The 13450-nt window shown below is 62.0% G+C and carries 9 protein-coding genes and 2 pseudogenes; 6 read left to right on the top strand and 5 right to left on the bottom strand.

The genetic code is table 11. The features are described 5' to 3' along the window. The 3 genes and pseudogenes from NVV99_RS25560 to NVV99_RS25570 all read left to right on the top strand — a co-directional run. A pseudogene (locus NVV99_RS25560) lies at window positions 1–342 on the top strand (IS6-like element IS6100 family transposase); the annotation flags it as partial. 110 nt (window positions 343–452) lie between these two features. Then, window positions 453–3242 (top strand): DUF1156 domain-containing protein, encoded by a 2790-nt coding sequence (locus NVV99_RS25565; RefSeq protein WP_260783215.1) that lies wholly within the window; start codon window positions 453–455, stop codon window positions 3240–3242. A gap of 13 nt (window positions 3243–3255) precedes the next feature. Then, window positions 3256–6672 carry a Swt1 family HEPN domain-containing protein gene (locus NVV99_RS25570; protein ID WP_260783216.1) on the top strand — a complete coding sequence of 1139 codons (3417 nt, stop codon included), beginning with the start codon at window positions 3256–3258 and terminating at the stop codon, window positions 6670–6672. Between the two features lie 240 nt (window positions 6673–6912). Here the strand turns inward: NVV99_RS25570 and NVV99_RS25575 are convergent, their stop codons facing one another. Both NVV99_RS25575 and NVV99_RS25580 read right to left on the bottom strand, forming a co-directional pair. After that, window positions 6913–7419 carry a hypothetical protein gene (locus tag NVV99_RS25575; protein WP_260783217.1) on the bottom strand — a complete coding sequence of 169 codons (507 nt, stop codon included), beginning with the start codon at window positions 7417–7419 and terminating at the stop codon, window positions 6913–6915. Window positions 7420–7454: 35 nt separating this feature from the next. After that, complete coding sequence (locus tag NVV99_RS25580) at window positions 7455–7814, bottom strand: hypothetical protein (RefSeq protein ID WP_039584627.1); 360 nt, start codon at window positions 7812–7814, stop codon at window positions 7455–7457. Window positions 7815–7968: 154 nt separating this feature from the next. Between NVV99_RS25580 and NVV99_RS25585 the strand changes: the two genes are divergently transcribed. The 3 genes and pseudogenes from NVV99_RS25585 to NVV99_RS25595 all read left to right on the top strand — a co-directional run bounded on the left by NVV99_RS25585 (window position 7969) and on the right by NVV99_RS25595 (window position 9694). Beyond that, window positions 7969–8442: a PHP domain-containing protein gene (locus NVV99_RS25585; RefSeq protein ID WP_260783218.1), complete on the top strand. Its 474-nt coding sequence runs from the start codon at window positions 7969–7971 to the stop codon at window positions 8440–8442. 197 nt (window positions 8443–8639) lie between these two features. Next, window positions 8640–9122 (top strand): annotated as a pseudogene (locus tag NVV99_RS25590) (transposase); the annotation flags it as partial. Window positions 9123–9448: 326 nt separating this feature from the next. Next, window positions 9449–9694: a hypothetical protein gene (locus NVV99_RS25595; RefSeq protein ID WP_260783219.1), complete on the top strand. Its 246-nt coding sequence runs from the start codon at window positions 9449–9451 to the stop codon at window positions 9692–9694. On the opposite strand, the gene NVV99_RS25600 is transcribed toward NVV99_RS25595, so the two are convergent. The 3 genes from NVV99_RS25600 to NVV99_RS25610 all read right to left on the bottom strand — a co-directional run bounded on the left by NVV99_RS25600 (window position 9680) and on the right by NVV99_RS25610 (window position 13165). Beyond that, window positions 9680–10633, bottom strand: coding sequence for a hypothetical protein (locus NVV99_RS25600; protein WP_260783220.1), 954 nt, complete (start codon window positions 10631–10633; stop codon window positions 9680–9682). The two genes, NVV99_RS25595 and NVV99_RS25600, sit on opposite strands and share 15 nt — an antisense overlap. A gap of 334 nt (window positions 10634–10967) precedes the next feature. Then, a complete protein-coding gene (locus tag NVV99_RS25605) occupies window positions 10968–11981 on the bottom strand; it encodes a hypothetical protein (RefSeq protein WP_260783221.1) in 1014 nt (337 codons plus the stop codon). 5 nt (window positions 11982–11986) lie between these two features. Beyond that, entirely contained in the window at window positions 11987–13165 is a 1179-nt protein-coding gene (locus NVV99_RS25610; RefSeq protein ID WP_260783222.1) for a tyrosine-type recombinase/integrase, read from the bottom strand. Window positions 13166–13450 lie beyond the last annotated feature (285 nt).

Genomic DNA, 13450 nt, shown 5'->3' on the forward strand with positions numbered 1-13450 from the left:
TATGGTGCAGCGATCACCGAATTGAAGCGCGAAGGAAAGCTGGACCGGGAGACGGCCCACCGGCAGGTGAAGTATCTCAATAACGTGATCGAGGCCGATCACGGAAAGCTCAAGATACTGATCAAGCCGGTGCGCGGTTTCAAATCGATCCCCACGGCCTATGCCACGATCAAGGGATTCGAAGTCATGCGAGCCCTGCGCAAAGGACAGGCTCGCCCCTGGTGCCTGCAGCCCGGCATCAGGGGCGAGGTGCGCCTTGTGGAGAGAGCTTTTGGCATTGGGCCCTCGGCGCTGACGGAGGCCATGGGCATGCTCAACCACCATTTCGCAGCAGCCGCCTGATCGGCGCAGAGCGACAGCCTACCTCTGACTGCCGCCAATCTTTGCAACAGAGCCGTTTCCCGTAACCACGCTCTTGCAGCACCGATGTACGTAGAGAAGGACCCCACCTCGTGACTACCGACACCACCGCAGTTCCCCGTCGCAAACTCATCGAGGTCGCGCTTCCACTCGAGAAAATCAACGCCGAATCGGCCCGGGAAAAATCGATCCGCCACGGACACCCCTCCACCCTGCACCTGTGGTGGTCCCGTAAGCCTCTCGCCACCGCTCGCGCAGTGCTTTTTGCCCAGCTCGTTGACGACCCGTCTTCTCATCCCGATCGCTTTCCTACCGAGGAGTCTGTCGACAAAGAACGCAAACGGCTGCACGAGATCATCGAGCAGTTGGTGGTATGGGAGAACGTTGACGACGAAAACCTGCTGCGCAGAGCGCACGAAGAAATCCTTACCTCCACTGAGGGGAATCCGCCGTCGATCCTGGACCCTTTCGCCGGAGGGGGGTCGATCCCGCTTGAAGCCCAGCGTCTGGGTCTCGAAGCACACGCTTCTGACCTCAACCCGGTCGCAGTGCTTATCAACAAGGCGTTGATTGAGATTCCGCCGAAATTTTCTGGACAGCCCCCTGTGTTCCCCGGGGCAGCGGATGCTCAGATCACCACCTGGCCCAAGGCAACCGGACTCGCAGAGGACGTCCGCCGTTACGGACAGTGGATGCGGGATGAAGCCGAGAAGTTGATTGGTCACCTTTATCCGAAGGCTCTATTGCCGGACGGATCGGAAGCCACCGTCATTGCATGGATTTGGGCTCGTACCGTATCCTGCCCCAATCCTGCCTGTGGTATCGCGATGCCTTTGACCAGCAAATGGTGGCTCAGCAAGAAGAAGGGAAAAGAGGCCTACGTCATCCCAAGAGTTGTAGACGGCAAGGTTAAATTCTCAATCGGATACGGCCTTAATGGTGCACCAACAAAGCAGGACAGCGGTACAGTTGGGCGTACGGGAGCAATTTGCATTGGTTGCGGAGCAGCTGTTGATTTGAAGTATATACGTTCTGAAGGCCGTGCTGGAAGAATGGGCGCGCAGCTTTTAGCGACTGTGGCAGAGGGCGACCGGACTCGGATCTATCTGGAACCCACCCCTGAACATGAAGCGGCTGCCGAGGTGGCTCGACCGAAAGACGCACCAGAGGGCGATCTGGCGAGCAACCCAAGAGACTTCAAAACGCCCAACTATGGGATGACAACTTTCGCTGACCTTTTCACCCTGCGTCAGCTCACCGCTCTCACGACGTTCAGTGATCTTGTGGCAGAAGCGCGCAAGCGCATCCTTGCAGATGCTTTGGCAGCGGGAATGTCGATCGGCGATCGACTTGAAGATGGCGGCACGGGAGCAGCAGCTTACGCAGATGCAGTAGCAACGTATCTGGGCCTTGGTGTCAGTCGACTTGCGGATATCGCAAACTCTCTGTGCGCTTGGGAGGTTACAAAAACGCAAATTCGGCACCTGTTTACCCGACAGGCTATCGCTATGATCTGGGATTTTGGTGAAACTACCCCATTTGGTAATGCTGCAGGTTCGTATACGGTTAGCCTCAACAGTATTGCAAAGAGTATCCGTATCGCCGGCGAAACGGTAGGGTTTGCGGTTCAGGCTTCGGCCGCGGAGCGTTCATTCCAGAATTGTGTTATATCGACAGACCCCCCCTATTATGACAATATCGGCTACTCCGACTTGTCTGACTTTTTTTACGTATGGCTACGTCGTTCATTGCGGTCGATCCACCCCGGTTTGATGGGATCGATACTGGTTCCCAAGGCGGAGGAATTAGTCGCCAACCCTTATCGGCATAATGGTAGGGAAGGCGCGCAGAAATTTTTCGAAGAAGGTTTTCGGGAAGTGTTCCAGCGTGCGCGTGAGGTGGCTATGCCGGAATTTCCTATAACTGTTTATTACGCGTTTAAACAGCAGGACGCGAATGAGGGTGGACAATCCTCGACAGGTTGGGAAACGCTCCTGGAAGGAATGATTCGGTCTGGCTGGGTAATCACGGCTACGTGGCCTATGCGTAGCGAACTCAGCAATCGGATGTTGTCTCAGGGAACGAACGCTCTCGCTTCGTCCATCGTCTTGGCGCTACGGCCCCGGGACACGGACGCCCCTACCATTGATCGGCGCGGCTTTATCAACGCGTTGAAGGACGAGTTACCTGATGCACTGCGTGAGTTGCAGCAAGGCGCGATTGCACCGGTGGACCTTCCACAGGCAGCTATTGGTCCAGGTATGGCCGTGTTCTCCCGATTCTCGGGTGTGCTGACGGACGACGGATCGAAGATGACGGTGCGTGCAGCGTTGGCCCGAATCAATGAGATCCTCGACGAGGTCCTCGCGGAACAGGAAGGCGATTTCGACCCGGACACTCGTTTCGCGATCGCATGGTTCCGTCAGTACGGGTTCGACGCTGGTATGTTCGGTGATGCCGACAACATGGCCCGTGCCCGTAACGCTTCCCTCGAGCACTTGGAACGGTCCGGCATCCTGACCAGTCGTGCTGGCAAGGTTGCGCTGCTCTCCCCTGAGGCGCTAGGGGCGATCTACTCGGACTACTCGGACAGGGAGTACGACCCGGCTACCGACCCGCACATCAGCACGTGGGAAGTGGTCATGCACCTGTCTCGCGCTCTGACGGAGAAGGGCGTACCGGCCGCGGCTGCGTTGCTGTCGCGGGTGCCGGAGTCGATCGATCGAGATCTGTGCAAGGAGTTGGCGTTCCTGCTGTTCACGATCGCCGAAGACCTCAAGCGCACCCAGATTGCGATCGAATTCAACTCACTCGGTACGGCCTGGAATGACATCGTCGCCGAGTCCCGCAATGCTTCGACCCAGCTGATGCTGGGCACCTAGAAGGAGCCTTGTCATGGCTGTGAGCAACCGCGACCGGATCGGTCGGATCTTCGAGCTTCTCGGTCCTGCGCTGGACGAGTTCCATACCTACGTGTTGGCCAAGAAGTTGGAGGGTGGGGACTGGACGGCGCTACTGGCGGCGCGGGACAAGGCCAAGGGTGCCGGTGCGTCGAAGACGTATGTGCGCACCGATCCGCAGAACGGCCTGCGGATGATCACCGAGCAGATCCCCAATCAGATCCAGAAGGGCTGGTATCCGTTCACCGATCACCTCTCCCGCACCGAGCAATCCTGGGCCACGGAGCTCAGGGACGTGCGCAACACGTGGGCGCACAACGGATCGTTCACCGCCGACGATGCCTATCGGGCCCTCGATACCGCTGAGCGGTTCCTGCGGGCCATCGGGGCTCCGGACCGAGCCGATGAGGCCCGCCGCTCACGGATCGAACTCATGCGCCTGAGCTCCGAAAAGCAGGACCGCAAGGTCGTCAAGACCTCCGCGGCAGCGGAGATCGGCGGCGACGGTCTCGAACCGTGGCGACTGGTGCTCAGCCCGCATCAGGATGTGCAGAGCGGCAACTTTCACGCCGCCGAATTCGCCGCCGACCTGGCGATGGTCTCCCGCGGCGAAGGCGACCCCGAATACACCGACCCGGTGGAGTTCTTCGCCCGCACCTATCTGACGGAAGGTTTGAAGGATCTGCTCGTTCCCGCGATGCAGAGATTGTCCGGGGACCCGAACGCCGCGCCGATCATCAACCTGCAAACCAACTTCGGTGGCGGTAAGACCCACTCCATGCTCGCGGTATGGCATCTGGCATCCGGCCGGCCGTTGGTGGACTATCCGCAGGAAGTCCAAGATCTGCTCGCCGGCACCGAACTGCCTTCTGCCCGCCGGGTGGCGCTGGTAGGCACCCAGATCAAGGCCGGTGCGGTGAAGGTGATGCCCGACGGCACCCGCATCAACACCATCGGCGGGCTGCTGGCCTGGCACCTCGGCGGCGCCGAAGGCTATGCGATGGTCGCCGAATCCGACACCAACCGGCTCAATCCCAGCGGCGAAGCCCTGCGTGAGTTGTTCCTGCGGTTCGGCCCATCGGTGATCCTCATCGACGAATGGGTCGCCTACGCCCGCCTGTTGTTCGGCCACGAAGAGCTGCCCGACGGCACCTTCGATGCCCAGTTCACCTTCGCCCAAGCCCTCACCGAGGCCGCTAAGGCTGTCCCGGGCACGTTGGTGCTGATCTCCATCCCTGCCTCGGCGGAGATGAAGGACGGCGAGTACGTCGGTGACGAGGAAGAAGTCGGGGGACAGAACGGCCGCGAAGCATTGAAGATGCTGCGCAAGGCCGTCGGCCGGGTCGCCGAGCAGTGGCGCGCCGCCAACGCCGAGGAAAGCTTCCACATCGTCCGGCGCCGCTTGTTCGAAACCCCCGACAGCACCGCCCTGGCAAAGATCAACGCTACCGCCAAAGCCATGGTGGCGTTCTACGTCAAGAACAGCAGCGACTTTCCCCGCGAGGTCCGCGAACTCGACTACGAAGAACGCATCCGCCGCTCCTATCCGATCCACCCGGAGCTGTTCGACCGCCTCTACCAAGACTGGTCCACCCTCGAACGCTTCCAGCGCACCCGCGGTGTCCTGCGGTTGATGAACGTCATCGTCGGTCAACTCTGGCGCGAGAACGACACCGCCCCGTTGATCATGCCCGGATCGATCCCACTACGCGCCGACAAGGTCGTCACCGAACTGACCCAGTACCTCGACGACCAATGGAAGGCCCTGATCGACACCGACGTCGACGGACCGAACTCCGCCCCCGCCCAGGTCGACAACACCAACCAGCTACTCGGCCAACGCCTGACCACCCAACGCCTGGCCCGCACCGTATTCATGGGCGCCACCCCGACGCTCACCTCCGCGCACAAAGGCCTGGACAAGCAACGGATCTTCCTTGGCACCGCCCTACCGGGGGACGTGCCGGGCAACTTCCATTCGGCGCTGAACCACCTGGCCAATACCGCCACCTACTTCTACAACTCCGGGTCGCTGTACTGGTACGACACCCAGGCCAACACCACCCGCACCGCCCGCGACCACGCCGAACGCCTCCACAAAGAGGACGTATGGGCCGAGGTCGTGCGCCGACTGCAAGGGCACCGCAAGACGGCGTCGGACGGCTTCGCCGGCGTACACGTCGCCCCTGACTCGTCGGCGGACGTGCCGGACGTACCGGAGGTGCGATTGGTGATCGTGCCGCCCGCGCATCTACACAACCGCAAAGCCAAGGCCGACTCTCCGGCAGCGGTCTGGGTTAAGGACGTCACCGAACACCGCGGCAGCGCCGCCCGTACCCACCGCAACATGGTCGCTTTCCTTGCCGCCGACGACGCCCGCTGGGCCGAACTCGACAGCGCGGTCCGGGACTTTCTGGCCTGGTCCTACATCCGCGACAACGCGGACAAGGACCTGAACCTGACTGCCGCGCAACGCCAGCAGGCCGTCGACCGGGTCGCCACCCACGATCAGGCCGTCGCCGACCGGTTGCTGCAGACCTATCACTGGGTGCTCGTTCCCACCCAGCGTGAGGCCAAGAAGCCCCTCGAGATCGAAGCGTTCAAGGCCGACGGCACCACCACCGATCTGGCTGCTCGCGCTGCAGCGAAGTTGCGCAACGAATCGCTGCTGACCTTGCAGCGCAGCGCTGGTCTAATCCGCCACGACCTGTCCGGCACCCTCAAGGCCGCCTGGGACCGCGAGGGACACATCAGCTTCGGCCAGTTGTGGAACTACTACACCACCTACCCGTATCTGGCGAGGCTGCGCGATCGCACCGTCCTCGAGGACGGGGTGCAGTCGGTATCTCGCGAGATGTTCTGGCAGCAGACCGGATTTGCCCTGGCTGTGGACTGGGACGGACAGAACTATCTCGGACTGGTGCTACCGTCCGATCAGGTAACCGTGCCGCAGATTACCGATGCGTTGCTGTTGGTCCAGCCTGAGCGAGCCGAGGCGCAACGCGAACGCGAACTTGCCGAATTCGAGGCAACCCAGGGCGAGATCGCCTCTCAGCACGAAATTGACGCGTCCGCGGGCGACGAAGAGGACGCACCGGCCTCCGGTGCGATGGTCCAGACCACCACGGCCACACGCATGGGTAGCGGCAATGAAACGGGAGGTACCACTCCGGTGGCGAAAACCCGATTCTTCGGGTCCACCGCCCTGCACCCCGACTTCTACGCCCGCGACTTCAACAAGATCACCAACGAGATCATCCAACACCTCGCCGCCGCAGACGGTGTCCACCTCGAAGTCCGGATCGAGATCACCGCCACCACGCCGAACGGATTCGACGAGAACAAAATCCGCACGGTCAGCGAGAACGCCACCGTCCTCAAATTCGACCAGGCTGGATTCGAAACTGACTGATCAATCGCCTACGGCGATGCTGTCGAGGTAGCGCTGAAACTAGTACAGGAGCAGTACTGGAACGGTACAAAAGTGGTACAGTACGTGGTGCCCGAGACAGTAGTCGAGGGAAGTGGTTCGTGTAGGAGGTCTCCGGAGCGTAAGTACCCCTCGGGGCAGCTCCACCAGGTGGTTTCCAGCCTTGCGTGCCCATCACACGTAGCGAAGGCCCTCTCCATCCGGAGAGGGCCTTCGCGTATCTCAGAGGGTGATGACCTCGATGCGATGCTCGATCTTGCGGCGGATGGACCCACCCCGACCCCACGCCCATGCGTGCACATCGGGAAGCCACAGCAACGGATTGTTCGGGCGATCGTGAAGGTACTCGAACGGGGCTTGCGGACCTACCGCCTGCCGGATCACCCGATTGTCTTCTCGATCTTGATCGCACGACTCGATGACCACACGACTTGCCGACAGCTCCACCAAATCGTGAGCCGCTGCAGTGAGCGTGAGGTCCCGCGCCTCACGTTCGGAAAGCTTGCGTGCCTTGACCACATAGAGGCGACTGTCCGCATTCAACTTCGCGACCTCGGTCACGATCTTGGGTGCTGTCTTTCTGTCCACGGACTTCATGTGGATTCGACTGCTTCCCTTAGGGCACAGCTCTCTCATCCGTTTGCGCATCTCGTCTACGCCGGACGGCACGACGGTCACAGCGCAGAGGATGTAGTCGTCGCGCTTGGACTCGTCAACGAAGACATGCACGGCCCGCCCCCACATCCTCGGCAGGTGCCGTCACGTCACGCTCCTTCAGTGGAGGAACCGCACACGATATCGCGGATGACCGCGAGCTTTTCCTGAGCATCGGACGAGCCCACGGAACGCAACATCGCATCCCCACGTTCACTGGGGGTCAGGACGGCGCTCACCACATCGGCGATGGGGGTGCCGAGCAGGTAGAGGCGGACTTCGTCGTCCTGATTGGGAGGCAACTCGGCAGGGAGGTGCCCGATCCCGTGGGAGGCCAGGGCTCGGCTGATGGCGGACCGGACGTGGATCCCCAGTCGTCCCGCGTCCTGGATCCGCTTCAGCGTTTCCATCGTCGTGGTGTAGACGCCGGCGTCCACTACCGCCGCTCGCAACTCGCTATAACTGTCCATGATTTAGTCCTAATGATTAAACTACAATCTCAACTAATCCCATGATAGCGGAAGCTGGCGGGGACGGGAGTGGTGTGCTGTTTGACGATCGTCGGACAGCACACCCGAGCCCCGAGGATCGGAGAATGGGTTCAGGCCATGCGAGCATCGAGCCATGTCCCTGCCTGCCGACAGTCACGTCCACAGCGAATGGTCCTGGGATACCGGCGGCCCGAATTCGCTCGCCGCCGGCCGGATGGAGACGATGTGTGAACGCGCCGCCGCGATCGGTCTCCCGGCGGTGGTCTTTACCGAGCATTTCGACTTCGACGATGCATGGCGCACCACACCCGAGGACCTGATGTCTCACCAGCAAGGCATGCTCGACCCCGACGGGTATCTGCGACCACCGCCTCTGGACGTGGCCGGCTACCGCGAGAGCATCGACCGATGCCGTCATCGGTTTCCCGACCTGACGATCCTCGCCGGAGTCGAGTTCGGCCAACCCCATCTGTTCGGTCGTCGGGCATCGATGCTGGTCGATGTGTCCCTTTCGATCGGGTCAACGGTTCTCTTCACACTCTCAAGGTCGGTGACGACCGCTACGAGCCCAACACCCTGTTCCGGATGTGGCCCGCCGACGACGTGATCTGGGCATACCTCGAGGAGATTCCCCGGATGGTCGCCGGGTCCGATGAGTTCGAGGTGTTCTGTCACATCGACTACGCGGTCCGTTCGTGGCCAAGTGTCACAGAAGGACCGTTCGATCCCCGACGCTTCAAGGAGGGCTTTCGAGCGGCGATGCGCTCCCTTGCCGACAGCGGGCGCGTCTTGGAGATGAATACTCGCAAGAGCGATGTCGAGTGGATCAACCGACGTCGGCTGCTGCGCGGCGCCGAGACCCTCACCCTCGAGCAGCGCACCGAACTGTTCACCAAGCTGCTGACCGCCGACCCCAGCGAGGAGATCGCCGCCGCCTGGATCGCCAAGGAGCTACTACGCGACCTGCTGGCCTGCACCGCCCGTGGTGGGCTGCGGTACGAGATCCGGGCCGCGTTGTATCGGTTCTACAAGTTCTGTGCCGCCTGCCCGATCCCGGAGGTCACCGCGCTCGCGCGCACCGTGGAGACCTGGCAAGACCCGATCATCCGAGCTGTTCGGACCGGCCTGACCAACGCACGCAGCGAAGGCTACAACCGGATCGTCAAGCACGTCGGCCGGATCGCGTTCGGGTTCCGCAATCCGGAGAATCAACGCCGCCGGGTACGGTGGGCGTGCACCCGCCGCTCCCGGCGGAGCGCACCCAGCCGGCATCAATGCCACTGCTAACCGCGAAGAGCCCCATATAGTCGCACCACTTCGTCGTGGTCGATCATCGTCACAGGCTATCCACTTGTTGACGGCGCTCGAAGGTTGGACGGTTCCGATGCTCGAAAAGTGAACGGTTGAGGGCAGTTTAGTCTCCGCCTTGTTGCGACTGTCGAACGCTTCGGAACTCGTCCGAACTGCCGCGTACACGGGCAGTCGCTGCCGCCAGCCAGGAAGATGGCCCACAAGCCCGAAGGGGCGTCCAAAGCGGTGATGAGCACCGGTAACGTCTACCCTCGAATATGCAGGACAGCGGGCCCGGCCCCGTCGAGCATTAGGGAGAGCACGTGGCATCGGTACACGAGGTGATCGAAGCGTTCCGCAAGGCCCCGTCGAACTCCGAACGCGGCACCCGCTTCGAACTGCTCATGGTCCGTTACTTCCAGCTCGATCCGATGCTCTCGCAGCGGTACGACCAGGCATGTCGGTGGATCGACCGGCCCGGTCGTGACGGCAAACCCGGCCTCGGCATCGACCTGGTCGCCTGCGAACGCGACACTGACTTCTACACTGCGCAGTCAGGCTTTCCTTAGATTTATTTCATGCTGAAGTCTTTTCTCCCATCCCTTGTTGTGAATAATTCGAATTATCTCCGACCTGTGGCTCTTTAGAAGTTCGGTTCTGGATAGCTTGCTCAGATCCTTCCAATTCTCCTTCAATATGTACAAAGCGTTTCCGTGTCTAATGTTTTCAAAAACCACTAAATGGTCATCAAATTTAAACCCTAGATAGCTTTCTAGCCCAGAATTACCGATCAGCATTTCTTTAGGGCCAAGTTTTTTAACCTCAACCATTCGGGACACCGCTTCGGAAACCACCGTTGGCGAGGCCCTGTGAGTCAGCTTGGAAGATAGGAATTCTTTATCGTCCTCGGCTGTACCGGGAGGGAATACCTCCCAGTCAAGGGCCTCCGTAGGAAGCTTGACGGTTCCGGTCTTGTCGAGTTCGAGTACTTCCGCCTTGCCGAACCAATGGCGGGCAAGGCTTGCCGCATAGAGAACGGATCGGGAATCCGGGTCAACTGATGGAGGAAGTGATTTCTCCACAGCGCAAACTGCCGAAATGTTCCCGTTCTCTTCCAGCACGCGAACAGAAGCCTGTAATTGCTCTCCATACCACGTCTCCCGCGGATAACACTTAGCTACGCGGTGGGCAATACCGTAGCCTTTAGAGGGATCCCCGAAGTACGGGTAGCTCCACCCTCCTAGGTCTCTCTCCTCTTTGGGGAGATCTTTACGGGTGACCAATCTTCCCTGAATATTCCACTTGCTCCACTGGCCGAGAGTTTCTGAAGGCGTTCCGAAATAAGACTCTAAGGATGAATCATAGTTCAGGCCCAGCGTGGAGGCGAACGATTCAAATTCTTTTCTCGAAGTAAAATTCTTTCTCGTGCCGAAGACGAACTTCTCGTCTGTAGCTTGCACCGCAACCTTGATCTTGTCCGGTGTTCGAGAGAAACCAGAATTGACCATTTTCGTGCTCCCTCCGTAGGACCAACTCGGACTTAACGTACATCTATGGTCCGACAAAGATTGGGACAAGGCCGGTTCGCCACTTCGCCAATCGATTGGTGAGCAGGCCAAAGCCGCGCTGGAGGATCGATGACCGGACCGGGATGATCAGACGGACCCATTTGGCGAGACCAATCGGCACGAGTAGCGCTTCCGGAAGGGTGTCACCATTGACAAGGTCTTCATCGCCGGCAGCAAGCGCGGCAAACCTCGACACTGTTTGCGGGACCGGTAAGGCCTTCACTCGCCATGAGAGTCGTCGAACGCACCCTTTGCGGACCGGGGCGAGGCGGCCTTACAACCCGTCTAATACTGCGAAAAGTTCGTCGAACAGAACATCAGCGCGGGCTTCAATCTCGTCGAAGACCTCGGCGAGATCCTCAAGGTTCTCGTGGTCGCGGCGTCGGGCTGCAGTGCCGTGTTCGTAGTAGTCGGGGTCGAGGTCGATCTGGGGTTCGACCCAGACCTCGGCGTCGTCCGGAGGACGCACCGGCAGCACCTTCCGGACAGGAGCATGGCCGGACAGATGCGCTCGCACCAGCACCGACACCGACTGTGCGGTCATCGGCTGGTTGTGTGGGAGGTGTCCCCAGCGGTCGATCGGAGGTAGCAACGGTTGCCGGCCCTGTTCCGCATCGAGCGGATCCGCGACGACATCGACCGGGTCGGTGAGGTGATGGCGCAGCAGGTGGGTGCCGGGATACTGGTCGAGGAACGCCTGGATCTCCGCCCATCGCCGATAGATCGCGGCGGCCGGCGTGTCCCCCGTCTCGAGATCCGGTGCGATCCGGAACCGTTCGCCGGTCCGGGTCGTGGCGACGAGGATGTCTCCGTCGAGGCGGAGGTCGCGGCGGCGTAGCCGGGTGATGTCGGTGAAGGTCATGCCGGTCGCGGCCAGGACCAGCAAGAGGGCGTCGCGGCGGCCGAACAGTCCGCTCGGCCAGCCGGTGGTGGGCAACCCGACGGCGCGCTGCAGCAGTAGCTGTCCGAGCCGGTCGAGACGCGAAGCACGGGTGGCATCGAGGTGCCGGCGCACCGTCTCGGTTCGCCCGGGGGCGGGGTAGCCGTGCCCGGTGTGCACGGCGTTGACCGCCGAGAGCCGGCGCCGCTGGGTCGCGATTGCGGCGGGGTGTTCGTGCAGGAACAGTGCGAGAGAGTCCGGCGCGGCAGGGATAGGTCTGCGGTCGGTGGCGGCGCACCAGTCGACGAACAGCGCCCAATCGTGCCGGTAGCGGGCCGGGATCACCAGGCCCAGGGCGGCATCGTGGACCATGTTGCGGCGGATGACTCCATCATCGGTGCTGCTCATCGCACTCACAGTCCGAGGTTGGTGACGGCGTTGCCGATCAGCGGGGCGTGTTCGCGGGCGTAGGTTTCGAGCATGGCCGGGGTGTTGTGCCCGGTCTGGCGCATGATCGCGTGCGCACTGGCGCCGTTGCGGAAGGCCTGGGTGACGAACCCGGCCCGCAACGAATGCCCACCCAACTGTTGCACGATCTCGGGGTCGTAGCCGGCCTGCGCGGCGCGGCGCCGGATCACCTGGTGCACCGCCGCCCCCGACAAGGCGGTGTCGGAGAGGTTGCCGTTCTTCCGGATCGCCCGCAACCACGGCGACGACGGCACCATACGCGGCCGCGACCCCCGGCACACATGTGCTTCGAACGGCTCGGCGGTGCGCAGCAGGCGAATGACGGCCGGGCGGCCCCCGGTGTCGAAGGCGGCGACGACCTGCGCCCACCGCCGCCACGCACAGGGCGGGCAATTCGCATGACTGTGGGTGAACGGCAGCGCCCGGATACTCCCCCGCCCCTCCTGATCCGTCTTGGATCTGCGCAGGCGGATGTGCAGGCCGTCGAGTCGATGGAGGGTGACGTCGCTGCAGGTGAGCGCGACGAGTTCGCTGCGGCGGAACGCGCCGGCGAAGCCGAGCAGCAGGATGGCACTGTCGCGGCGTTCAAGGACCTCGTCGGCCCAGCTGCCGCTGTCCGCCCGCGCCTTGTCGACGATGGTGACGATGTCGGCGGTGAGCAGCGGCGCCCGGGGAGTGCGGGGCCGCTGCCCCGCCGCGGCGTAGTCCCGGCGGATCCCGGACAAGGTCGCGGCCACGAGCTCGTCCGCTCCCGGGGCGGGATGACCGGCGCGGCGGTGGTAGTGGCCGATCCCGGCGACCCAGCGGGCCAACGTCGCCGGCGAGTAGGCCCGCTCCCCCGCCTCCGACACCGTCGATGCCGCGTCGTGGAGGTAGGCGGCAACCGTCAAGGGATGCGCCGGCAACGCGGCGTGGCCTTCCCGGGCGCACCAGGCGGTGAAGCGTTGCCAGTCGGTGGCGTAGTTGCGGCGGGTCGACTCGGAGCGCGACCGCGCCGCCGTCCCGGCCACCATGGTGAGGGTCTCGACCGGCAAGACCGGCACGGACGGCGTGGCGGGCTCCGAGGCGGTCGACGCGGAGGCGTCGAAGGGGTCCGGGTGGCGCATCAGCAGGTTGTCGGGCACGAACCGGGAGCCTACCGCCCTGTTCGGACAGGTTTCTACCGGAAAACGCGCTCAGCTGGGGTTTCGGGCGAGATGGTGCGCTAATGGCAATTATCAGCACCGACCCCGCAGAAACCGTGAGTGACAAACCCCCAAGCCACGGAACGTGCCCGATTTATACGTTTTATGTAGGTTCGACGATTCGGTATCGGTTTCCCGATTTCGTATCTGAGACTTCCCATCGGGATGTCAGTGCCGTGAGCTGGGGTTTTCCCATCCATGTCAGTAGGTGTTCCCACTCGATGT

Source organism: Rhodococcus sp. PAE-6, from assembly GCF_025290685.1.
Classification (GTDB): Bacteria; Actinomycetota; Actinomycetes; order Mycobacteriales; family Mycobacteriaceae; genus Rhodococcus; species Rhodococcus pyridinivorans.